We start from the raw sequence: 22585 nt of genomic DNA on the forward strand, positions 1-22585 counted from the left end.
CGTGCCCGCCGGCCAAACGGCGCTGGCCGGGGCGGGCCGGTGCCACCGCCACGGGCGACCGCCGGCCACCGTCCTGTGGCCGACCGCTCTGCCCCGGCCGAGGCTCTCCGGGAGCATGTCGGAGAACGGCGCGCCGCGCGCTCGCCGCTCGGCACATCCGACATCCGGGTCCGGCGACACGGCCCCGGCGCACGCTCCGCGACCTGTCGCCGTCGGGGCGGGGCGTCTCAGGCGGGCGGATCGCTCCATCGGGTGACGGGCCCCGAAACGCCGGCCCAGTCGCCGCGTCCGAGCACGCGATCGGGGTTGGTGGGCGGCGGCATCTCGACGGCGGAGAGCCGGGAGAAGCCGAAGCGGCCGTAATAGGGCGCGTCGCCCACGAGCAGCAGGCGCGACCAGCCGAGCGACGGCGCGCGCTCCGCGAGATCGCCGATGAGCGCCGCGCCGAGGCCCTCGCCCTGCCGCGTGGGGTGCACGGCCACCGGGCCGACCAGAGCGGCCGGCGCCCCGCCCACGCGGACCGGCCACGCCCGGATGGCGCAGGCAAGCGCGCCATCGCCGCGCCCCACCCTGCAGAGCGGCGCGATCGGCGCCACGCCCTCGCGCAGACGATACGAGGAGAGCGCCTCGCGCCCAGGCGCGAAGCACAGGTCGAACAGGGCCTCGACCTCCCACCAATCCTCCGGGCTCTCCTGCTCGAGCTCCACCCCACCCTCCGCTGCCCTGCGCCCGCGCAGCCCCGCCGGGCGGCGGTTTCGGCTGGCGCGGCGCCTAGCACGCGGCTAGGGCGGGGGCAAAGGCGGGCGCGATCCCGCGCGCCGGGCGAGGCAGGGCGGAGGCAGGAGGCAGGGCATTGTTCTATCGGCCGGACGAGGGGCACGGGCTGCCCCACAACCCCTTCGGCGCCGTGGTGGCGCCGCGGCCCATCGGCTGGATCTCGACCCGCGGCGCCGACGGGGCCGAGAACCTCGCGCCCTACTCGTTCTTCAACGCGGTCGCCTACGTGCCGCCGCAGGTGATGTTCGCCTCGACCTCGGCCAAGCCCGACCGCGACGGCACCAAGGACAGCGTTGCCAACATTGCCGAGACGGGCGTGTTCTGCGTCAACGTCGTCGAATACGCCGCCCGCGCGGCGATGAACGCCACCTCCGGCCCCTGGCCGAAGGAGGTGGACGAGTTCGACCATGCGGGGCTGGCGCGGGCGGAGTGCGAGACGATCACCTGCTCGCGCGTGGCCGGGGCGCCGGCGGCGCTCGAATGCCGGCTGACACGGATCGTGGATCTGCCCGGCGAGGCGAACAAGGTGGTGTTCGGCGAGGTGACGGGCGTGCACCTGCGCAACGACTGCCTGCGCGAGGGTCGCTTCGACATCACCGCGGTCCAGCCCCTCGCCCGCTGCGGCTACCGCGACTACGCGGTGGTGCGCGAGGTGTTCGAGCTCAAGCGCCCCGGCGAGTAGCATGGACAGCGCCCGGCACCCTGCCTGACGCGCCGCCGACTTGGCCTCTGCGACGGAGCGCGGCGCCACGGGCCGACCCACGTGGACAGGCAGCGACCGTGGGCTTGCAACGGCTCGTAGGTGCCCGTTACGGCTGCGCATCTTCTGGATCGGGGCACCCGCCCGCCACCGTGCGTGGCCGCGGCCTCAGAGGCCGGTGACGGTGAGTTCCGGCAGGGCGGTCAGGGGCGCGCCGAGCACGCGGAAGGCGGGCAGCGAGACGCGGCTGCCCGAGCCGGGCGCGCCGCCAGAGGGGCGCAGCTCGACCTGCACCGAGGCGCCGGTGGCGGGGTTGGTGAGCCGCCCCGGCCGAACGGCGGAGACGAGCGGCGTCTCGGCCCAGAAGCCGGGCTCGGCCGGGCTGCCGAGGGAGGCGACGGTGGTGCCGAGCGCGTCCTCACCGCCGGCGGTGGGCGCGGCGGCCGCGGCGCGTTCCTCCGGCGTGGTGGTGTCGAACTCCTCGACCGTGACCGCGCTGGCGGGCGGTGCGCCGGCGGCGGCCCCGGGCGAGGCGGCCGCACCCGGCGGCGGGGCGACGGCGACGGGCCGTGCGGCGCTCTCGTCGCGCGGCTCGAGGAAGGGGATCTCGGCGCAGCCCGCGAGCGACGCGAGCGCCAGAGCCGAGGCCCCCGTCGCGATGATCCGTCTGGCCGTCATGCGCCCCTCCTTTCGCGCGGCGTGTCCTTTCGGTGGTAGCCGTCCGGCCCTTCCCGCGCAATCGCGGGCGGCGATAGAGGCCGGCTATGGGCCGATACGTCCGGGCCGCTTGCCCGTGCGGGCGCATGGCCTTAGCCTGCGCGCCATGAACGCGCCATTGATCGATCCCTTCGCCCGCCCCATCACCTACCTGCGGGTCTCCGTCACCGACCGCTGCGACTTTCGCTGCGTGTATTGCATGGCGGAGAACATGACCTTCCTGCCCAAGAAGGAGCTCCTGACGCTGGAAGAGCTCGACCGCGTGTCGTCGGCCTTCGTCCGGCTGGGGGTGCGCAAGCTGCGCATCACCGGGGGAGAGCCGCTCGTGCGGCGGGGGATCATGACCTATTTCGAGGCGATGGCGCGGCATCTCGAGTCGGGCGCGCTCGACGAGCTGACGCTGACGACCAACGGCTCGCAGCTCGCCCGCTTCGCGCCCGATCTGGCGGCGCTCGGGGTGCGGCGGGTCAATGTCTCGCTCGACACGCTGGACGAGGAGAAATTCGCCCGCGTCACCCGCTGGGGGCGCCTGCCGCAGGTGCTCGAGGGGATCGAGGCGGCGCAGAAGGCCGGGATTCGCGTCAAGATCAACGCGGTCGCGCTCAAGGGCTTCAACGAGGGGGAACTGTTCGACCTGCAGGCATGGTGCGCGCGCCGCGACATGGACCTGACCTTCATCGAGGTCATGCCGATGGGCGATCTCGGCGGCGAGGACCGGATCGGCCAGTACTGGTCGCTCAAGGATCTGCGCGCGCGTCTGGCCGAGCGCTTCACGCTGGTCGATCTCGCCGAGCGGTCGGGGGGCCCGGCGCGCTACGTCAAGCTGGCCGAGACGGGTCAGAAGATCGGTTTCATCACGCCGCTCACGCACAATTTCTGCGAAAGCTGCAACCGGGTGCGGCTGACCTGCACGGGCGAGCTGTTCATGTGCCTCGGCCAGGAGGACAACGCCGACCTGCGCGCGCCCCTCCGGGCGCACCCGGGCGACGACGCGCCGCTGGAGAGCGCCATCCGCGCCGCCATCGCGCGCAAGCCGAAGGGCCACGATTTCGACTATTCCCGGCAGGAGGTCTCGGGACAGGTGCCGCGCCACATGAGCCACACCGGCGGCTGAGCGGAGGCGCCGGTGGGGTCGCGGTGCCCCGTCCCGCCGCGCGCCGCGAACGCCAGCCGCGTGGCTCGGAGCAGATCGGTGGCGATGTCGGAGGCGAAGGCCCCGCAACGGATCGAGGCACGTCGCCCGGATCTCCCCGACGACACGCGAGGCAACACACGAGGCAACGTCGCCCGATCCACGCGCGCGCCTCGGCGTGCCCGGCGCGAAGGGCCGTGGCAGCCGCGCCTCCGGATACCCCGAGGGGGCCGCCCGGGCGCAGCCGATCGCGGCTCTCACCCGCTCAGCCCTGGGCGCGGAGCCACTCCATCACTGCCGGGCGCACCGATTGCGCGCCCGAGCCGCGCGCCTCGTCGATCACCTCGCGCACCTCGGCGAGGTTCGTGCGCCTGAGCAGGTGCTTGACCGGGCCGATCGAGGCCGGCCGCATCGACAGCGTGCGGAACCCCATCGCGGCGAAGCACATCGCCTCGACCGGGCGGCCGGCATCCTCGCCGCAGAACGACAGGGGCGTGCCCGTGTCCTCGCAGCGCTGCACGATCCATTCGAGGAAGGTCAGGTAGGAGACGTTGAGCGAATCGTAGCGCCGCCGCACCCGTTCGTTCTCGCGGTCGGCAGCGAAGAAGAACTGCTTGAGGTCGTTGCCGCCAACCGAGATGAAGTCGGCCGACTCGAAGAAGCGCCGCGGCGAGAAGGCGAGGCTGGGCGTCTCGAGCATCGCCCCGATCTCGATCTTCGAGGGCAGGGGGCGGCCGAGCCGTTCTTCGCGCTCCAGCTCGTCGTGCACGGCGGCCCTGCCGGCGAGAAACTCGTCGAGCTGTGCGATGAAGGGGAACATGATCGCCAGCGGCCGCCCGGCCGCCGCCCGGATCAGCGCCTGAAGCTGCATCCGCATCACGCCCGGCCGGTCGAGAAAGACGCGGATCGCGCGCCAGCCGAGCGCGGGGTTCGGCTCGTGATCGCGCTTCATGTAGGGCAGCACCTTGTCCGATCCGATGTCCAGGGTGCGGAACACCACGCGCTTCCCGTCGGCGGCGTCCATCACGCGGCCATAGAGCATGGCGAGCTCGTCGCGCCGCGGCACGTGGTTGCGGATCAGGAACTGCAGCTCTGTGCGGAACAGGCCCACCCCCTCGGCGCCGGAGTTCTTCAGCGAGGGCAGGTCGGCCATGAGGCCGGCATTCATGTGCAGCGCGATGGTGGGGCCGTAGACCGTGGTCGCGGGCACCCTGCGGATAGAGGCATACCGCTCCTGCGCCTTGGCCTGCATCGCGATCTTGTCGCGGAAGGCCTTGGCGACGTTCTCCTCGGGGCGCAGGTGCACGATCCCCTGTTCGCCGTCGACGAGCAGCGCGTCGCCGTTCAGCGCCTCCTGCAGGATGCCGCGCGCGTTGATGACCAGCGGGATCGCCAGCGCCCGCGCCACCACCGCCGCGTGGCTGCCGACCGAGCCCTCCTCGAGCACGAGCCCCTTCAGCGTGCGCCCGTAGGAGAGCAACTCGCCGGGGCCGATGTTGCGCGCCACGAGGATGGGGCTTTCGGGCATCTCGGCGCCGGTCTCGTCGCCCTGTCCCGTCAGCAGCCGCAGCAGGCGGTTCGACAGGTCGTCGAGATCCTGCAGCCGCTCGCGCAGGTAGGCGTCGGGAACCTGCTCCAGCCGGGTGCGCGCGCGGGTCTGCTCGCGCTCCACCGCCGCCTCGGCCGACAGGCCGCGCGCGATGCTCTCCTCCATCCGCCGCATCCAGCCCTTGGAATTGGCGAACATCCGGTAGGCCTCGAGCACCTGCCGGTGGTCGCCGTCGGGGGCATGGCGCGGATCGCCCAGCATCTCGTCGACCGAGACGCGCAACCGGTCCACGGCGTCGCGCAGGCGCGCCGTCTCGGCGGCGGAATCGTCGGCGAAGGGGTTGGTCACGATCACCCGCGGCTCGTGCAGCCACGCGGCGCCCATCGCCGTGCCCTCCTGCCCGACGGTGCCGCGCAGCAAGACCGCCTGCTGGTGCAGGGGCTTGAGCGCCGCCCCCTCGCCGACGAACGCGCCGAGCTCGGCCATCTCGGCCAGCACCATGGCCACGACCTCGAGCGCGTAGAGCTCGTCCTCGGAATAGGCGCGTGCCTCCTTCGACTGGACGACGAGCACGCCCAGCCGCTCGCCCAGCCGCTGGATCGGCACGCCGAGGAACGCCGAATAGATCTCTTCCCCCGTCTCGGGCATGTAACGGAAGCCCGGCTCGCCCGGCGCGTCGGCGGTGTTGATCGGCTGCGCCTTGCGCGCCACCCGGCCCACCAGGCCCTCGCCGAGGCGCATCCGCGTCTTGTGGACGGCCTCGGCATTGAGCCCCTCGGTCGCGCAGAGCTCCAGCGTCTCGGGGTCGCGGAAAAGGTAGATCGAGCAGACCGGCGTCTGAATCTCCTCGGCGATGAGCCGCACGACACGGTTTAGCCGCTCCTGCCCCTCTGCGGGCTCGGCCAGCGCCGCCTTCAGGCGGCCGAGCAGCCTGCGGCTGCCGCTTTCGCTGTTGCTGCCGTCTGCCATTGTGCGCGTGCCCCACGAGCGGCCGGCTTCTCCGGCCGGCCTCAGGTTAGACCACAGCGCGGCCGCCGGGGAAAGCCGGTGATGTGCAGCTGCAGCGACGGTTGTCGTGCTCCGCCGCGCCGCCCGGAGCGGTCTCCCGCGGCGCCACCGCCTTGCCACGCTTTCGCCGGGAGCAGGCGCCACGCCCGGAGAGATTGCAGCCGGAACGACGCCGAGGAACACGCATGACACCCAGCGCACGCGCCGCAGCGCGACCGCGGCCCGTCGCCGGCCTCGCCGGGTTCGCGCTCGCCGCCGCCGCCCTCGTTCTCGTGCTCGTCCACTTCTGGGCCGGGCCGTTGGCGCCGCAGAAGGCTGCCGGGGGGAGCCTGGGCGAGCTCGCGGCGGAGGTCCGCGATCCGGCCCTGCGGGAGATGCGCGGCGCGCCGCAACCGGCGCCGGAGCCTGTCCCGTGGGATATCGACCGCCTGCTTTCGGCGGTCGCGGCGGTGCTCGCGGGCCGCGCCGTGGTGAGCGCGCTCTACGGGCTGATCCGGCATGAGGCGAAGCGGCCCGCCGTGGCCGGGATGGCGCTCGGTGCCTCGGCGATCCTGTTCCACATCTTCAGCGTCATGGTGCTGGCGATCGCGGGTGCGATCGTGGTGGCCGCCCTGGTGAACGCGGTCGGGCAGGACCTGTTCGGCTAGCCCCCGCGGCCCGGCTCAGCCCTGCGCCGCGTCGGGCGCGCGGTCGAGGCCGAAGGCGTTGTGCAGCGCCTGCACGGCCAGCTCGAGATACTTGCGGTCGACCAGCACCGACACCTTGATCTCGGAGGTGGTGATGACCTTGATGTTGATACCCTCGTCCGACAGCGCCCTGAACATGCGCGAGGCGACCCCGGCATGGCTGCGCATCCCGATCCCCACGACCGAAACCTTGCAGACCTCGGTGTCGACCACGAGGTCGTGGAAGCTGATCGCCTCGTGCTCGCGCGCCTCGTTCAGGGCGCGCTCCGCCCGCATCACCTGGTCGGTGGGGCAGGAGAAGGTGATGTCGGTCCGCCCCTCCTCGGAGATGTTCTGCACGATCATGTCCACGTTCACCCCAGCCTCGGCCAGCGGGCCGAACACGGAGGCCGCGATGCCGGGGCGGTCGGCGACCGACATGAGCGTCATCTTCGCCTCGTCGCGGCTGTAGGCGACGCCGGAGACCACGTTGCTTTCCACGATATCCTCCTCTCGGCAGACGAGTGTGCCGGCCTCGTCGCCCCCCTCCTCGAAGCTCGACAGCACTCGCAGCCGCACGCCGTAGCGCATCGCCAGTTCCACCGAGCGCGTCTGCAGCACCTTGGCTCCGAGGCTGGCGAGCTCCAGCATCTCCTCGAAGGCGATGCGGTCGAGGCGGCGGGCCTTCCTGGTGATGCGGGGATCCGTCGTGTAGATCCCGTCGACATCGGTGTAGATGTCGCACCGCTCGGCGCCGAAGGCGGCGGCGAAGGCGACGGCGGTGGTGTCCGAGCCGCCGCGGCCGAGCGTGGTGATCCGGCCCTCGGGGCTGACGCCCTGGAAGCCCGCGACCACCGCCACCTTCATGCCCTCGGCGAACTTGGCGCCGAGGTTGTCGGTCGGGATGCGCTCGATGCGCGCGGCGGCGTGGGCGGCGGTGGTCTGCAGCGGCACCTGCCAGCCCTGCCAGGAACGCGCGGGGATGCCCATTTCCTGCAGGGTCAGCGCCATCAGACCGGCCGTGACGTTCTCGCCCGAGGAGACGACGGCGTCGTATTCGCGGGCGTCGAAGAGCGGCGAGGTCTCCTGCACGTGACCGACGAGCTCGTTGGTGACGCCGGCCATGGCCGAGACGATGACGATGACCTCGTGACCGTTCGCCACCTCGCGGCCGACGCGCTTGGCAGCGCGGCGAATGCGGTCGAGCGTGGCGACGGAGGTGCCGCCGAATTTCATCACCAGAAGCGCCATCGCGGCTCCCCGTCAGGTCGCCGGGGCCTTAGGCGAAGGGGCGAGAGGGCGCAAGGGCAGCCCTGTCGCGCCCCGGCCGGTCGCGGGCGCAAGAGCCTTCGAAGGCTCTTGGACCGTCGCGCGGGGCGTCCGCGGAGCAAGCGCCGGGCGGGTGCCCGGAGCGGCCTTCGGAGAGGGCGCGCGTGCGCCGCCCGCGCGGGGCAAGAGCTTTCGAAAGCTCTTGCGCGCTCCGCCTCAGCCGGCCTGCCGGTCGCCGAGCCGGGCGAGCACGCTCTCGCGCGTCACGCGGCCGATGGGGCGGCCGCCCTCGGCCACAATCAGGCAGGGCGCCGTCTGGAGGGCCGCCATCACGTCGCGCACGGGCGTCTCTGCTTCGACCCTGGTTCCGGCGTCGCCGCCTTCGCCCGCGTCCGGCCCCATCACGTCGCGGGCGGTCAGCACCCCGAGCGGGTTCATGTGGGCGACGAAATCCGCCACGTAACCCGTTGCCGGCGCGGTGTAGATGTCACGCGGGCGGCCTTCCTGCACGATCCGCCCGCCCTCCATGATCGCGATCCGGTCGCCCAGCTTGAACGCCTCGTCGAGATCGTGGCTGACGAACAGGATCGTCCGCTTCAGCGCGCCCTGCAGCTCGAGAAGCTCGTCCTGCAGTCGGGTGCGGATCAAGGGGTCGAGCGCGGAAAACGGCTCGTCCATCAAGAGGATGGGCGCGTCGGTCGCGAAGGCGCGGGCGAGGCCGACGCGCTGCTGCATGCCGCCCGAGAGTTCGGCCACCCGCCGGTCGCCCCAATCGGAAAGGCCCACGAGCTCGAGCTGCCGGGCCACGCGTGCCCGCCGCTCGGCGCGCCCGAGCCCCGACACTTCCAGGCCGAATCCCACGTTCTCGGCCACGCTGCGCCAGGGCAGCAGCCCGAATTGCTGGAACACCATCGCCACGCGGTTGCGCCGGATCTCGCGCAGGGTGGCGGCCGAGCAGGTGGCGACGTCGGTCATGCCCTCCGCACCCCGGACCTCGACCGCGCCGCGCGTCACCGGATTCAGCCCGTTCACGGCGCGCAGAAGGGTGGACTTGCCCGAGCCGGACAGGCCCATCAGGACGACGATCTCGCCCTCGGCCACGTCGAGCGTGCAGTCGTGCACGCCCAGCACTTGGCCGGTCGCATCCTGGATCTCGGCGCGCGACTGGCCCGCGTCGGCGAGGGGCATCGCCCGCTCGGGCTGCTCGCCGAAGACGATGGATACCCGCTTGAAGGCGACGACGGCGCTCATCGCTCCACCCGCAGCATCCGGTCGAGCACGATGGCCACCACCACGATCACGAGGCCCGATTCGAAGCCGAGGGAGGTGTTCACCTGGTTCAGCGCCCGCACCACCGGCACGCCCAGCCCGTCGGCGCCGACGAGCGCGGCGATCACCACCATCGACAGCGAGAGCATGATGGTCTGGTTGAGCCCGGTCATGATCTGCGGAAAGGCCGAGGGCAGCTCGACCTTCCAGAGCTTCTGCATCGGCGTCGCGCCGAAGCTGTCGGCGGCCTCGAGCAGGGGCTGCGGGGTGGAGGAGATGCCCAGATGCGTCAGCCGGATCGGCGCGGGAAGCACGAAGATCACCGTCGCGATCAGCCCCGGCACCATGCCGATGCCGAACAGCACGATCGCGGGGATGAGGTAGACGAAGGTGGGCAACGTCTGCATCAGGTCGAGCACGGGGCGCAGCCAGTCGTAGACGCGGGGGCGGTGCGCCGCCCAGATGCCGATGGGCACGCCGAGCCCCATGCAGACGAGGCAGGCCGACAGCACCAGCGTCAGGCTTTCGGCCGTTTCTTCCCAGTAGCCCTGGTTGACGATGAAGAGGAAGCCGAGCGCGGTCAGCAGGCAGACTTTCCAGTTGCGCTGCAGCGCCCAGGTGATCGCCGTGAACACGGCGATGACGATCAGCGGGTGAAGCTCCTCCGGCCAGAGCGTGGCGCCCTCGACGCCGGTGAGCCATGCCGTGCCCGGCGGATCGAGGAAGAGCGACAGGATCGCGTCGATCACCTCCTCGAGCCCGATCGAGATGGCGTCGAACAGGCCGGCCCCCGCCGTCTGCAGCCAGTCGAAGAGCGCCGCCGCGCCGTCGCCCACGGGGATCTTGCGGTCGGTCAGCCAGTTCAGCATGGACGCTCCCGGACGAGCGACCCCGGACGGGCGGCGGCGCGACGCCTTGCGCGAGGCCGGTATGGTCTTGCCGTGAGGCGCGAAACGCCCCCGAGGCGCACTCGGAGGCGCCCCCCGAGGTGCCCCCTGACACGGCCGGTGACGGGGGCCTCACCGCACCGCGCCGGGCCTGCGCCGGGAGACGCGCCGCGTTTTCGCGGGAGCGGATGCCTCGGGGCGTGTCCGGGGCCTTGGCCCCGGACCCTGGCGCAGGGCCTCATTCGGCCAGCATCGCCTCGACGGCGGCCGGGCCGTCGCCGCCATCGGCCGTCTCGACGCCCTCGACCCACGCCATCACCGCCTCGGGGTTGCCCTTCATCCAGGCGAGCGCCGCGTCGCGCGGGTCTTCGCCGTCGTCGAGGATCGCGCCCATGATCTCGTTCTCCATCTCCAGCGTGAAGGAGAGGTTCTGCAGGAACGCGCCGAGGTTGGGGCATTCCTCGGAGAGGCCCGCGCGGGTGTTGGTATAGACGGTCGCGCCGCCGAGGTTGGGGCCGAACCAGTCGTCGCCGCCCTCGAGGTAGGTGAGGTCGAAATTGGCGTTCATGGGGTGCGGCTCCCAGCCGAGGAACACGACCGGTTCGTCGCGCCGCGTGGCCCGCTGGACCTGCGCCAGCATCCCCTGCTCGGAGCTTTCGACCACGTCGAACCCGGCATCGCCGAGGCCGAAGGCGTTGTCGGCGATCATGTCGAGGATCAGGCGGTTGCCGTCGTTGCCCGGCTCGATGCCGTAGATTTCGGACTCCAGCGCCTCGGCCTGTCCGGCGATGTCGCCGAAGGTGGCGATGCCGAGCGCGGCCCCGGCGGCGTTGGTGGCCAGCGTGTATTTCGCACCTTCGAGGTTGGCCCGGATCGTCTCTACCGTGCCGGCCTCGCGGTAGGGGGCGATGTCGGCCTCCATCGTTGGCATCCAGTTGCCGAGGAACACGTCGACGTCGCCCTCCGCGAGCGAGGTGTAGGTCACCGGCACCGACAGCACCTTGACGTCGGTCTCGTAACCCAGCGCCTCGAGCACCAGCGTGGTGGCTGCGGTGGTGGCGGTGATGTCGGTCCAGCCGACATCGGAGAAGACGACCGTCTCGCATTCCTGCGCGAGGGCAGGGCCGGCGAGCAAGCCGGCGAGGGCGGTCGAAAGGGCGATGCGTTTCATTCGTGTCTCCCTGTGACGTGTTTGTTGATTGACGAGTCAATAAACATCGGGCTACGCGCGCCCTGCACGATCGCAGCACGGAGCACGCATGCCCAAGGTCGGACAGGAGCCTATCCGCAAGGCGGCTCTGGTGAAAGCCGCCATCGCCGAGGTCGCCCAGGCGGGCTCGCTCGAGGTGACGATGGCGCGGGTCGCACGGGCGGCAGGCATGTCGGCACCGCTCGCACACCACTACTTCGGGGGCAAGGAGGCGCTCTTCGAGGCCGCCATGCGGGCGATCCTGTCGGACTACGGCGCCGCGGTCCGGGCATCGCTGGCGGGGGTGCAGGGCCCGCGCGCGCGGCTCGACGCGGTGATCGGCGCCTCGTTCTCGGCGCCGAACTTCGCGCCCGAGGTGATCGCGGCGTGGCTCGTCTTCTACGTGCAGGCGCGCGAGCGGCCGGCCTTCCGCCGCCTCCTGCGCGTCTATCACGCCCGCCTGCGCTCGAACCTGCTGGCCGGCCTGCGCCCGCTCGCGGGGGAGGGCGCCGAGGCGGCGGCCGACATGCTCGGCGCCATGATCGACGGGCAATACCTGCGCGCGGCCCTGTCCGACCGTCCCGCGACCGGGGCCGAGGCCGAGGCCGCCCTGCGCGCCCATCTCGACCTGATGCTGGGAGCCGCCCGATGACCGACCTGCCCGACGCCCGGCCGACCGCCAGCCATTTCGTGAACGGCGCTCCGCGCGAGGACCGCGCCGGCGCTGCCATGCCGGTCTTCTACCCCGCGACCGGTGAAGAGGTCGCGCAGCTCCACGAGGCGACGGCGGCGGTGCTGGAGGAGGCGCTGTCGGGCGCTGCCGCGGCGCAGGCCGAGTGGGCCGCCCGGCCCGGCATCGAGCGGGGCAGGGTGCTGATGCGGGCGGCCGAACTGGTGCGCGCCCGCAACCGCGAGCTGTCGGTGCTCGAGACGCTCGACACCGGCAAGCCGCTGTCGGAGACGCTGGTGGCCGACGCCGCCTCGGGCGCCGACGCGCTCGAATGGTTCGCGGGGCTCGCGGCCGGGCTGGGCGGCGACCATGTCTCGCTGGGGGGCGATTTCTTCTACACGCGCCGCGAGGCCCTGGGCGTCTGCGCCGGGATCGGGGCGTGGAACTATCCCATCCAGATCGCGGCGTGGAAATCGGCGCCGGCGCTCGCCTGCGGCAACGCGATGGTCTTCAAACCCTCCGAGGTGACGCCGCTCTCGGCGTTGAAGCTCGCCGAGATCTACGCCGAGGCGGGCCTGCCCGCGGGGCTCTTCCAGGTGGTGCAGGGTGGCGGCGCGGTGGGGGCGGCGCTGGTGGAGGACGCGCGCGTGGCCAAGGTCTCGCTCACCGGCTCGGTGCCCACGGGGCGGCGCGTCTACGAGGCGGCGGCGCGGGGCATGAAGCAGGCGACGATGGAGCTGGGCGGCAAGTCGCCCCTGATCGTCTTTGCCGATGCCGATCTCGAGAACGCGGTCTCGGCCGCGATCAACGGCAACTTCTACTCCACCGGGCAGGTCTGCTCGAACGGCACGCGCGTCTTCGTGGAGCGCAGCGTCTACGAGCCGTTCCTCGCGCGGCTGGCGGAGCGCACCGCGGGGGCGCGCGCGGGCGATCCGCTCGACGAGGCGACGACGCTGGGGCCGATGACCTCGGCGGCGCAGCTGGAGAAGGTGCTGGGCTACATCGCGGCAGGCCGCGCCGAGGGCGCGCGGCTGGTCTGCGGCGGCGAGCGGCTCGACCGCCCCGGATGGTGGGTGGCGCCCACCGTCTTCGCGGACGTGACCGACGAGATGACCATCGCGCGGGAGGAGATCTTCGGCCCGGTCATGTGCGTGATGCCCTTCGAGGCGGAGGACGAGGCGGTGGCGCGCGCCAACGCCACGCCGTTCGGCTTGGCGGCGGGCGTCTTCACCCGTGACCTCGCCCGAGCGCACCGGGTGGTCGCCCGGCTCGAGGCGGGCACCTGCTGGATCAACGAATACAACCTCACTCCCGTCGAGATGCCCTTCGGGGGCGTGAAGGCGAGCGGTTTCGGCCGCGAGAACGGCCACGCCGCCATCGAGCACTACACGCGTCTCAAGTCCGTCTACGTGGGGACCGGCGATGTCGCCGCGCCGTTCTGAACCCTGCGCCGGGTCGACCCGGCCGGGGGCGCTCCCGCCTCCGCTCGGCGCGCGCGCGCCTCGCGCCGTTGGGCCCGGCGCCGCGCGCCGGCGCGCGGCGCGGGTGCACGGGTTGGGCCGTGGACCGAGCAAGCCGCATCGGTGAGGGGGCTCGGGCTCACCAGGGAACAGGGGCGGGCCTGCCCCCCGGAGCCGCCATCGCTTCCGGGCGCCTGACCGATCCGCCCCGGCCGGTCAAGGGCGCGCGGCCTGCGGCCGTCCTGCGGACCCTTGACCGGCCGGGGCGGATCGCTCCGCACGCCTCCAGCGACGGCGGCTCCGGGGAACAGGCCCTTGGCGCGCCGCTCCGGGCGGGGCGCGGTCGGCCGGCGCGGGGGGCGGCGTGATGGAGGCGGATGTCGTGGTCGTGGGCGCGGGCTCGGCCGGCTGCGCGCTGGCGTTCCGGCTCGGCGAGGCGGGGCTGCGGGTGATCGTGGTCGAGGCGGGCGGCAGCGACCGGGGGCCGCTCGTCAACATGCCGGGCGCGCTGTCCTACCCGATGAACATGGCGCGCTACGACTGGGGCTACCGGACGGAGCCCGAGCCGCATCTGGGGGGGCGGCGGCTGGCCGCGCCGCGGGGGCGGTTGATCGGCGGCTCGTCGTCGATCAACGGCATGATCTACGTGCGCGGCCACCCGCTGGACTACGAGCACTGGGCCGAGCAGGGCGCCACCGGCTGGGGCTGGGCCGACGTCGCCCCCTATTTCCGGCGCCTGGAGTGCTGGCACGACGGCGGCCACGGCGGCGACCCGGCGCGGCGGGGGCGCGAGGGGCCGCTGCACGTCACGCGGGGGGCGCGCGACAACCCGCTCGTGCGCGCCTTCGTCGAGGCGGGCGTGCAGGCGGGCTACGGCGCGACGGGCGACTACAACGGCTGGCGGCAGGAGGGCTTCGGCCCCTTCGACGCGACGATCTGGCAGGGGCGGCGCTGGTCGGCGGCCTCGGCCTACCTGCGGCCGGCGCTCGCGGGCGGCAACGTGGCGCTCATGCGCGGCGAGGTGGCGCGCGTGGCGATCCGGGAGGGGCGGGCGCGCGGCGTCGTGCTGGCCGATGGGCGCGAGATCCCGGCGGCGCGCGAGGTGGTGCTGGCGGCCTCGGCCTTCAACACGCCGAAGCTGCTCATGCTGTCGGGGATCGGGCCGGGCGCGCAGCTGGCCGGGCACGGGATCGGCGTCGTCGCCGACCGCCCCGGCGTGGGCGCAAACCTGCAGGACCACCTAGAGCTCTACGTCCAGTATGCCGCGACGCGGCCGGTCTCTCTCTACCGATACTGGTCGCTGGCGGGGAAGGCCTGGGTGGGCCTGCGCTGGCTGCTGGGCCGCGCTGGCCCGGGCGCGTCGAACCAGTTCGAGAGCGCGGGTTTCATCCGCTCCCGGGCCGGCGTGCGCTATCCCGACATCCAGTTCCACTTCCTGCCGCTCGCGGTGCGCTACGACGGGCGGGCGGCGCCGGAGGGGCACGGCTTCCAGGTGCATGTGGGGCCGATGCGCTCGCCCGCACGCGGCCGCGTCCGGCTGACCTCGCCCGACCCGGCGGCACCGCCCTCGATCCTGTTCAACTACATGTCGACCGAGGCGGACTGGCGCGACTTTCGCGCGGCGATCCGGCTGGCGCGAGAGGTGGTGGCGCAGCCGGCCTTCGACGCCTTCCGGGGGGCGGAGCTTCTGCCGGGGCCGGCGGCGCAATCTGATGCGGCGCTCGACGCGGCGATCCGCGCGCATGCCGAGAGCGCCTATCACCCCTGCGGCACCGCAAGGATGGGCGCGGCCGACGACCCGCTAGCGGTGGTCGATCCGCAGGCGCGGGTGATCGGGGTGGCGGGCTTGCGCGTTGCCGACAGCTCGATCTTTCCCCGCATCACCAACGGCAATCTCAATGCGCCCTCGATCATGGTGGGAGAGAAGGTGGCCGACCTGATCCTCGGCCGCCCGCCCCTGCCGCGCGAGCAGGACGGCTGGTGGGAGGCGCCCGACTGGGAGACCGCCCAGCGCGAGGCGCAGGCGGGCCGCGAAGGCGCCGAGCGCGCGGTCGAGCCGCAGGAGCGGCGGGAGCTGGCGCAGGCCGGAAGGCGGTGACAGGTGACCTGCGCGCCCCCGGCGCCTGACCCGGCAGCAGCCCGTCGCCGGAGACCCACGCCACGTTAACCTTTTCATTGACGCGGGATTGAAGCGCGGGCGCGGATTTCCGACATTTCGCGCATGGTGCGAGGAAATCCGGTGGTCGCCGCCCTGGCGGCCGCTTTCATCTTTGTGGCGTCCGCCCAGTCGGGCGGGGCGCAGGTGTTGTCGGGTGCCGTGCGCGTGATCGACGGCGACACGCTGGAGATCGCGGGCGAGACGGTGCGCCTGCACGCCGTCGATGCGCCCGAGGCCGGGCAGCGCTGCGCCGACGATGCGGGGCAGCGATGGGCATGCGGGCAGGCGGCGACTCGGGCGCTGCGGGGCCTCGCCGAGGGGGGCCTGCGCTGCGAGGGGCGCGAGCGCGACCGCTATGGCCGGCTTGTCGCCAAGTGCTTCGCCGGGGGCCGCGACGTGGCCGAGACGCTGGTGCGCTCGGGCGCGGCCTTCGCCTATCCGCGCTACGGGCGCGACTACGTTGCCGCCGAGCGCGCGGCGGCGTTTGCCGGCCGGGGTGTCTGGCAGGGCGGCGCGACGCGGCCCGAGGTGCTGCGGGCCGCTCCCGACCCGCAGGCGCCAGAGGGGTGCGCGATCAAGGGCAACATCTCGGACAACGGGCGCATCTACCACATGCCGGGCCAGCAGCATTACGACCGCACGCGCATCTCGCAGGGGCGCGGCGAGCGCTGGTTCTGCTCGGAGGCCGAGGCGCGGGCGGCCGGCTGGCGGAGGGCGCGGCGCCGAGCCGCGGCGCTTGACCTGCGTCAAGGCGCAACCGACTGGCGCCGGCGCAGGCTGTGCGGCAGGCAGCCCGGCCGGATGGCCGGATGCAGGAACAGGAGAAAGGCCCGAGACATGTCCCACGTGCCCCACGAATTGAGCGACGACTTTCCCGAGGCGGCCGAGACCATCGCCCGCCTCAAGAGGGAGAACGCGCATTTCGCGCGTCTCGCCGAGGAATATCACGAAGTGAACCGGCAGGTGCACCGTGCCGAGACCGACGTCGAGCCGACCGACGACTTCACCCAGCAGGAGCTGCGCAAGCGCCGGATGGCCCTGAAGGACCAGATCGCGGCCATGCTCAGCGAGAACGCCTGACCGCCTGAACGCCTGAACGCACGGGGCGCGCCCGCATGGCGCGCCGCGGCGCCGTTCAGCGCTCGCGCGCCTCGCCCTGCCCGAAGAGGCCCGTCAGAGCGCGGCGCACGATGCCGCTGACCGAGGGGCGCGGCGTGCGCACGAAGGGCAGCGGGCGGCAGACCTCGAGCGCGGCGACGCCCACCCGCGCGGTGAGCGCGCCGTTCACGACCCCCTCTCCGAAACGGCGCGAGACGCGGCTCAGCAGGCTGCCGCCCGCGACCGAGTGGATCAGGTCGTCGCCCACCGCCACGGCGCCGGTGGCGACGAGGTGGGTCAGCACCGCGCGGGTGAGGCGCCAGGCGCCCAGCGTTCCCGACCGGCCGCCGTAGATCTCGGCGATGCGGCGGATCATCCGCAGGTTGGACGTCAGCGCCGCCACGACATCGGCGAGCGCCAGCGGCACGAGTGCGGTCACCGTCGCCACCTGCCGCGCCGCCGCCTCGACCTCGCGCACCGCGGCACGGTCGAGCGGCGCCAGCAATTCCGCCTCGGCGATGCCGAGCAGCGTGTCGGCGTCGAGCACCTCGGCGCGGCGCTCGGCCAGCCGCTGGCGGCCCCAGTCGGTGTCGGGGCGGTGGGCGTAGAGGCCCTCGAGCCGCTCCACCGCCGCGCGCGCAGCGTTCCGGTCAGCGCCGGCATGGGCGGCAGCGGCAGCGCGGTGGATCGCGTCGAGCCGGCCCAGCCGCGCGATCGCCGCCGCCTCGCGCAGGGCGAGGGCGATCAGCGCCAGCAGGACCGCGGCCACGAGGGCCAGCGCGATCCAGCCGAGCAGCGCGTTGCGCACGATCAGGCCGGTGACGAAATCCCACGCCGCGACCGAGACGACGAAGCCGATCAGCGCCGCCAGCGCCCCCCAGAAGAAGCGGCCGAGCGCCGTGCCCCGGCGCGCGCCGAGGGCGGCGACCGCCTGCATCGCCGCGCCCTGCGGCGGCTCGGTGTCGGGCAGGGGCGGGGCGTCAGCCGGGTCGGGCGCGCTCTCGTCGCCGAGTTCGATCAGGACGGGGCCGCCCCTTCTGTCGTCACGCTCGCGCATCGCTCACCTCAGCCGGTCGCCGATCAGGAATTCCGCCGCCCGGTCGAGGCGGATATGCGGCGGCCCCTCGCCGGCGCGCGGCGGCGTGCCGGGCGGGCGGAAGCGCATCACCGAGTAGTCGCCGTCGAGCCAGCTCTCGGCGCCCGACGTCGCCGCGTTGAGCAGGCGGGCGGGGTCGTCGGGCAGCGCGCCGGGATAGAGCGCGGCCTGCCTGCCGTCGTCCAGCGTGCCGCGCACCATCGGCAGGCGGTGGCCGCGATGCTCGCGCTCCTCCTCCACCGTGGCGCGCAGGGCGGCGATGGCCATGGCCCGCGTCTCGGCGCCCGCGAAGGCGGCGCGGTCCTTCGCCTGCCGCAGCATCGCCTCGAGGATCGCGGTCAGCGCCCCGTGCTGGGAATGGTGCAGGTGGTCGGCCTTTGTCGCGGCGAAAAGGATGCGCCCCACCCGGCGCTGTCCGAGCAACTGGCCGAGCCACGACGTGCGCCCGGGCCGGAAGGCGCGCAGCGTCCGGTCGAGGCCGGTCGACAGGTCGGCCAGCGCGCGGGGGCCGGAATGGATCGCGTCGAGCAGGTCGACCAGCACCACCTGCCGGTCGATCCGGGCGAAGTGATCGCGGAAGAAGGGGCGCACGATGCCGCTCTTGTAGGCCTCGAACCGCCGCGCCATCTCTAGCGCGAGCGAGCCGCGCGGGGCCTCGCCGGGCGGGAGGGGCGCGAAGGTGAGGGCCGGCGAGCCCTCGAGCTCGCCCGGCATCAGGAAACGGCCCGGCGTGCAGTCGGAATAGCCGGCCTCTCGCGCCGCGCGCAGGTAGGCGGTGTAGGCGCCCGCCAGCCGCTCGGCATCGGGCTCGGCGAGCGGCGCGGCGGGGTCGGTCGCGGCCAGCGCCGCGCGGAAGGGGGCGGCCTCGGGGCGCCGCTCGGCGGCCGCCAGCACCTCCTCCGACCACTGGGCGAAGCTGCGGTCCATCAGGCCGAGATCGAGCAGCCACTCGCCGGGGTAGTCGACGATGTCGAGATGCAGCGTGCGCGGCCCCGACACCGCGCCGAGCAGCCCCGACGGCTGGATGCGGAACGACAGCCGCAACTGCGAGACGGCGCGGGTGCTCTCTGGCCAGGCCGGCGGCTGGCCGGTCATCGCGGCGAGGTGCCGCTCGTAGGCGAAGCGCGGCACCGTGTCGTCGGGCTGGGGCTGGAGCCATGCGGCCCGGATCGCGCCCGAGGCGGCGGCGTGCAGGCCCGGCATGCGGCCCCGGTCCATCAGGTTGGCGACGAGCGAGGTGATGAACACCGTCTTGCCCGCGCGGGCGAGGCCGGTCACGCCGAGGCGGATCACGGGTTCGGAGAAGAGCGACGTCACGCCGCCGGCGACGCTCTCGACGCCGCCCATCACCCCGTCCGCGATGCGCCCGATCACCATGCCAGCCTCTCGTCCACCGCGCCTAGGTAACGATGGCGGCCGCCGGTGCCTAGATGCGTGCCGCCGGGGAACGCGGGCGCAGCAGTTGCGTCACGGCAGAGGTCGGGCGAGATGCTGGCCGGGGCGGCGCCCCGCCCGGGCGGGGCGGGGGGCTGGGTTGCGCGCGGCGCGGGGCAGGTCCGGCGCGGCGGGCGCCCTGCGCCTGGCGGTGCGTCTCAGGCGGTGGCGGCGAGCTGGTTATGCTTGCGCGCGACGAAGCTCTTGGCCGTCTCGACCGCAACGGCGGCGTCGCGGCAATAGGCGTCGGCACCGATGGCGCGGCCGAACTCCTCGTTGAGGGGCGCGCCGCCGACGAGCACGATGTAGTCGTCGCGCAGGCCCTTCTCGACCATCGCGTCGATGACAACCTTCATGTAGGGCATGGTCGTCGTCAGCAGGGCCGACATGCCGAGGATGTCGGGCTGCTCGGCCTCGAGCGCGTCGAGGTAGGTCTCAAAGGGGTTGTTGATGCCGAGGTCGACCACCTCGAAGCCGGCGCCCTCCATCATCATCGACACGAGGTTCTTGCCGATGTCGTGGATGTCGCCCTTCACCGTGCCGATCACCATCTTGCCCTGCTTGGGCGCGCCGGTCTCGGCCAGCAGCGGCTTGAGGATCGCCATGCCGGCCTTCATCGCGTTGGCGGCGAGCAGCACCTCGGGCACGAAGAGGATGCCGTCGCGAAAGTCCTTGCCGACGATGGTCATGCCGCCCACCAGCGCCTCGGTCAGGATCGTGTAGGGCTGCCAGCCGCGTTCGAGCAGGATGTTCACCCCCTCGACGATCTCGTCCTTGAGACCGTCGTAAAGGTCGTCGTGCATCTGCTGGACGAGCTCGTCGTCGTCGAGTTCCGCGAGGATGATGTCGTCGTCTTCGTCGGCCATGGTCGTCTCCTGCCCGGGGCGCGTGCGCCTGGACCTGGCGCCCCTCTGGTGGTGGTCTGCCCAGCAAGCGCCCGAACGCGACCTGGCGCGCTCCTGATTGCGACATTCACGGGGGCGCCACCGACCTCTCCCTTCGAATTCGCGCCATCGCCGGGCGCCGGGCAGACATACCGCGTCGGGACTTGCGGATGTTCTCTTTGTGTTCTAGTCCATGTTCATGGCGTCCGCCCCTTCCTCCCCGCAGGCGCCGCGCACCGCGCGTGCGGTGGGGCGCGGCACCTGCAGCAACGCAGCGGGGCGATTCGAGCGTCACGCGCGCGAAGCGGTCCACGACGGATGGGACATCGCGGAGGAGTTGCCGCCGCTCCGCACCGAGCTGACCGAAGAGCGCGCCGGCCGGATCATCACGCGCAACGCCTCGCCCGACCTGTCGTTCGACCGCTCGGTCAATCCCTATCGCGGCTGCGAGCACGGATGCGTCTATTGCTTCGCGCGGCCCTCGCACGCCTATCTCGGGCTGTCGCCTGGCCTCGACTTCGAGACGAAGCTGACGGTCAAGCCCGGCGCGGCCGAGGTGTTGCGGCGCGAATTGTCGGTGAAGGGCTACGCGCCCGCGCCGATCGCCATCGGCACCAATACCGACCCCTATCAGCCGGTCGAGCGCGAGCGGCGCGTCATGCGGGCTTGCCTCGAGGTCCTGTCGGAGTTCCGCCACCCCGTGGCCATCGTCACCAAGGGCACGCTCGTTGCGCGCGATCTCGACATTCTGGGCGAAGTGGGCCGCGCGGGTCTGGCGCGCGTGGGCGTGTCGATCACGACGCTCGACGCGGGCCTCGCACGCTCGATGGAGCCGCGGGTGCCATCGCCGGCCCATCGGCTGCGCGCGGTCGAACGTCTGGCGCGGGCCGGCGTGCCGGTGCGGGTCTGCCTCGCGCCGGTGATCCCCGGCCTCACCGACCACGAGGTCGAGTCGATCCTCTCGGCGGCGGCGTCGGCCGGCGCCACCTCGGCCAGCCTCGCGCTGCTGCGCCTGCCGCGCGAGGTGTCGGCGCTGTTCCGGGAGTGGCTCGCGCAGGCGCGGCCCGACCGCGCGGCGCGCGTCATGGCGCGGGTGCGCGAGACGCATGGCGGCCAGGACACCGATTCGGCCTTCGGGCGGCGGCTGACGGGGCAGGGCGAGGTGGCCGGCCTGATCCGCCGCCGCTTCCGCCTCGCCTGCGGCCGGCTGGGCCTTGCAGATCGCGTGCCGCCGCTGCGTACCGACCTGTTCCGCGTGCCGCCCGGGGCGGGCGACCAGCTCTCGCTCTTCTGACCGGCCTCCGTCTCCGAGCGGCCCCGGATCCGGGGGTCAGGAAAGCGCGGCTCGTCGCCGTGCCGTTGCGCCCGGGGCGTCGCGTGACTGCCACAGGGCCGCGGCCGCGAGCACGGCGAGGGCGAGCGCCGCGAAGCCTGCCCCGGTGACGGGGGCGACCAGCCCCACTTCGGCGCCGCGGGCGTTCTGCAACAGCCCCGTGCCGCCGGCGACCCACGCCAGGGCGCCGGCGGGCAGCACCAGCGCGCGCCGCCCCGCCCGGTCGAGCTCGGGCAGCAGCAGCGCGAGCGCCGGGCCGTGGAGCGCGAGATCGTAGTCGTAGAGATACGGGCTGAAGAGCGGCGTGGCGAGGAGCGCCACCGCAAGCGCGCGGCGCGGGGCGAGCCGGCGGGCGGCGAGGGCCACGGCGGCCGCGGCGGCCAGCCCCACACCCGCCTGCAGCGTGATGGCCGTCCCGTGCGGCAGGCCGAGGCTCGTGAGCGCGACGTGGAGCGATGCCATGCGGTGGGCGGGATAGGCCCCGGCGGCGAGTTGCGCGCCGGCCTCGCCGGCGGCGGCGAGGAACACGCCCCAGAGCTCGGCGCCGAAGGCGGCGACGGATGCGGCGCAGGCGAGTGCCGCCACGGCAGCCGCGGCGGCGAGCATGCGCCACCGGCCGGCCGCCAGGCACCACAGCCCGAGCCCCAGACCCAGATGCGGCTTGAGCACGAGCAGGCCGAGCACGGCACCCGCCCGCCCCTCGCGGCCGCGCAGGGCCGCGTCGCAGGCCAGCGCGGCGATCCCCGCCATCAGCAGGCCGTTCTGCCCGCTGCCGATCGACATGACGGCGGCCGGCAGCGCCGCGAAGAGCGCGACGCCGGCATGTCTGCCGGCCAGCCGGGCGACGCCGACGAGGTAGAGGGCGAGACTCGTGCCGGCGAAGACGGCATAGGCGGCGTCGCGCCCCAGTGCGCCGAGCGGGGCGAGCGCGAGGTCGAAGGGCGGCGGGTAGGTCCAGGTCATCGGGCGTGGCACGCCGCCCATCGCGATCTGGGCGGCGAGCATCGCGTCGAGATCGTAGGCTTCCTCGATCCGGCCCGCGAGGGCGAGTCGGGCCACGACGTGGAACATGTCGAAATCGGAGGCGGACACGCCGGAGAGCGCGGCGAGGCCGGTGGCGCCCGCAAGGTTTAGCGCCGCGCCGCCCAGCAGCGCGACGACCGCGAGCCCGCCCAGCAGGCGCAGGGTGAGGGCGCTCGCTCCGAGAGGGGTGTCGGTCACGGGGGACTCTTCCGGTCGTTTCACCGCCGCCACCCTGGCCGGGCAGCGTGGCCGGAAGATGGCGTCGGG

General features: G+C 73.2%; 19 protein-coding genes. 8 read left to right on the plus strand and 11 right to left on the minus strand.

Annotated elements, in window-relative coordinates; translation table 11 throughout:
* Positions 1 to 227 precede the first annotated feature (227 nt).
* On the minus strand, positions 228 to 707 hold the full coding sequence (locus DLJ49_RS07415; protein ID WP_115392905.1) for a GNAT family N-acetyltransferase: 480 nt from the start codon (positions 705 to 707) through the stop codon (positions 228 to 230).
* A 146-nt stretch (positions 708 to 853) separates the two neighbouring features.
* Here DLJ49_RS07415 and DLJ49_RS07420 point away from each other — a divergent pair, with 146 nt between their 5' ends.
* The gene (locus DLJ49_RS07420) at positions 854 to 1459 is read left to right on the plus strand and encodes a flavin reductase family protein (RefSeq protein WP_115392906.1); all 606 of its coding nucleotides are present in this window, start codon (positions 854 to 856) and stop codon (positions 1457 to 1459) included.
* A 186-nt stretch (positions 1460 to 1645) separates the two neighbouring features.
* On the opposite strand, the gene DLJ49_RS07425 is transcribed toward DLJ49_RS07420, so the two are convergent.
* On the minus strand, positions 1646 to 2155 hold the full coding sequence (locus DLJ49_RS07425) for a hypothetical protein (protein WP_115392907.1): 510 nt from the start codon (positions 2153 to 2155) through the stop codon (positions 1646 to 1648).
* Between the two features lie 145 nt (positions 2156 to 2300).
* Between DLJ49_RS07425 and moaA the strand changes: the two genes are divergently transcribed.
* Entirely contained in the window at positions 2301 to 3308 is a 1008-nt protein-coding gene (gene moaA / locus DLJ49_RS07430; protein WP_115392908.1) for a GTP 3',8-cyclase MoaA, read from the plus strand.
* Positions 3309 to 3591: 283 nt separating this feature from the next.
* Here the strand turns inward: moaA and ptsP are convergent, their stop codons facing one another.
* Positions 3592 to 5844, minus strand: a complete 2253-nt coding sequence (ptsP, locus tag DLJ49_RS07435) for a phosphoenolpyruvate--protein phosphotransferase (RefSeq protein WP_115392909.1) — start codon at positions 5842 to 5844, stop codon at positions 3592 to 3594.
* A gap of 224 nt (positions 5845 to 6068) precedes the next feature.
* Here ptsP and DLJ49_RS07440 point away from each other — a divergent pair, with 224 nt between their 5' ends.
* Complete coding sequence (locus tag DLJ49_RS07440; RefSeq protein WP_115392910.1) at positions 6069 to 6530, plus strand: hypothetical protein; 462 nt, start codon at positions 6069 to 6071, stop codon at positions 6528 to 6530.
* Positions 6531 to 6545: 15 nt separating this feature from the next.
* On the opposite strand, the gene DLJ49_RS07445 is transcribed toward DLJ49_RS07440, so the two are convergent.
* From DLJ49_RS07445 to choX, 4 genes are all read right to left on the minus strand, one after another.
* The gene (locus tag DLJ49_RS07445; RefSeq protein ID WP_115392911.1) at positions 6546 to 7799 is read right to left on the minus strand and encodes an aspartate kinase; all 1254 of its coding nucleotides are present in this window, start codon (positions 7797 to 7799) and stop codon (positions 6546 to 6548) included.
* Positions 7800 to 8033: 234 nt separating this feature from the next.
* Positions 8034 to 9068 (minus strand): choline ABC transporter ATP-binding protein, encoded by a 1035-nt coding sequence (gene choV / locus DLJ49_RS07450; protein ID WP_115392912.1) that lies wholly within the window; start codon positions 9066 to 9068, stop codon positions 8034 to 8036.
* Positions 9065 to 9952 carry a choline ABC transporter permease subunit gene (choW, locus tag DLJ49_RS07455; RefSeq protein ID WP_115392998.1) on the minus strand — a complete coding sequence of 296 codons (888 nt, stop codon included), beginning with the start codon at positions 9950 to 9952 and terminating at the stop codon, positions 9065 to 9067. Before choW ends, choV begins: the two co-directional genes overlap by 4 nt.
* A gap of 259 nt (positions 9953 to 10211) precedes the next feature.
* Positions 10212 to 11144 carry a choline ABC transporter substrate-binding protein gene (gene choX, locus DLJ49_RS07460; protein ID WP_115392913.1) on the minus strand — a complete coding sequence of 311 codons (933 nt, stop codon included), beginning with the start codon at positions 11142 to 11144 and terminating at the stop codon, positions 10212 to 10214.
* 88 nt (positions 11145 to 11232) lie between these two features.
* On the opposite strand from choX, the gene betI reads away from it, so the two are divergent.
* The 4 genes from betI (at position 11233) to DLJ49_RS22840 (ending at position 16530) form a co-directional block, all read left to right on the plus strand.
* A complete protein-coding gene (betI, locus tag DLJ49_RS07465) occupies positions 11233 to 11814 on the plus strand; it encodes a choline-binding transcriptional repressor BetI (RefSeq protein ID WP_115392914.1) in 582 nt (193 codons plus the stop codon).
* Positions 11811 to 13274 (plus strand): betaine-aldehyde dehydrogenase, encoded by a 1464-nt coding sequence (gene betB / locus DLJ49_RS07470; RefSeq protein WP_115392915.1) that lies wholly within the window; start codon positions 11811 to 11813, stop codon positions 13272 to 13274. Before betI ends, betB begins: the two co-directional genes overlap by 4 nt.
* A gap of 385 nt (positions 13275 to 13659) precedes the next feature.
* Positions 13660 to 15390 carry a choline dehydrogenase gene (betA, locus tag DLJ49_RS07475; protein ID WP_115392916.1) on the plus strand — a complete coding sequence of 577 codons (1731 nt, stop codon included), beginning with the start codon at positions 13660 to 13662 and terminating at the stop codon, positions 15388 to 15390.
* Positions 15391 to 15513: 123 nt separating this feature from the next.
* On the plus strand, positions 15514 to 16530 hold the full coding sequence (locus DLJ49_RS22840; RefSeq protein WP_158547420.1) for a DUF465 domain-containing protein: 1017 nt from the start codon (positions 15514 to 15516) through the stop codon (positions 16528 to 16530).
* Positions 16531 to 16585: 55 nt separating this feature from the next.
* Here DLJ49_RS22840 and DLJ49_RS07485 read toward each other — a convergent pair whose 3' ends face one another.
* From DLJ49_RS07485 to DLJ49_RS07495, 3 genes are all read right to left on the minus strand, one after another.
* Entirely contained in the window at positions 16586 to 17605 is a 1020-nt protein-coding gene (locus tag DLJ49_RS07485; RefSeq protein ID WP_115392917.1) for a YcjF family protein, read from the minus strand.
* Between the two features lie 3 nt (positions 17606 to 17608).
* The gene (locus DLJ49_RS07490) at positions 17609 to 19021 is read right to left on the minus strand and encodes a YcjX family GTP-binding protein (RefSeq protein WP_115392918.1); all 1413 of its coding nucleotides are present in this window, start codon (positions 19019 to 19021) and stop codon (positions 17609 to 17611) included.
* 215 nt (positions 19022 to 19236) lie between these two features.
* The gene (locus tag DLJ49_RS07495) at positions 19237 to 19944 is read right to left on the minus strand and encodes a corrinoid protein (RefSeq protein WP_115392919.1); all 708 of its coding nucleotides are present in this window, start codon (positions 19942 to 19944) and stop codon (positions 19237 to 19239) included.
* A 217-nt stretch (positions 19945 to 20161) separates the two neighbouring features.
* Between DLJ49_RS07495 and DLJ49_RS07500 the strand changes: the two genes are divergently transcribed.
* On the plus strand, positions 20162 to 21256 hold the full coding sequence (locus DLJ49_RS07500) for a PA0069 family radical SAM protein (protein ID WP_369932503.1): 1095 nt from the start codon (positions 20162 to 20164) through the stop codon (positions 21254 to 21256).
* Positions 21257 to 21292: 36 nt separating this feature from the next.
* Here DLJ49_RS07500 and DLJ49_RS07505 read toward each other — a convergent pair whose 3' ends face one another.
* The gene (locus DLJ49_RS07505; RefSeq protein WP_115392921.1) at positions 21293 to 22516 is read right to left on the minus strand and encodes a glycosyltransferase family 87 protein; all 1224 of its coding nucleotides are present in this window, start codon (positions 22514 to 22516) and stop codon (positions 21293 to 21295) included.
* Positions 22517 to 22585: the final 69 nt, after the last annotated feature.

This window comes from Rhodovulum sp. 12E13, assembly GCF_003340565.1.
Classification (GTDB): Bacteria; Pseudomonadota; Alphaproteobacteria; order Rhodobacterales; family Rhodobacteraceae; genus HLUCCA09.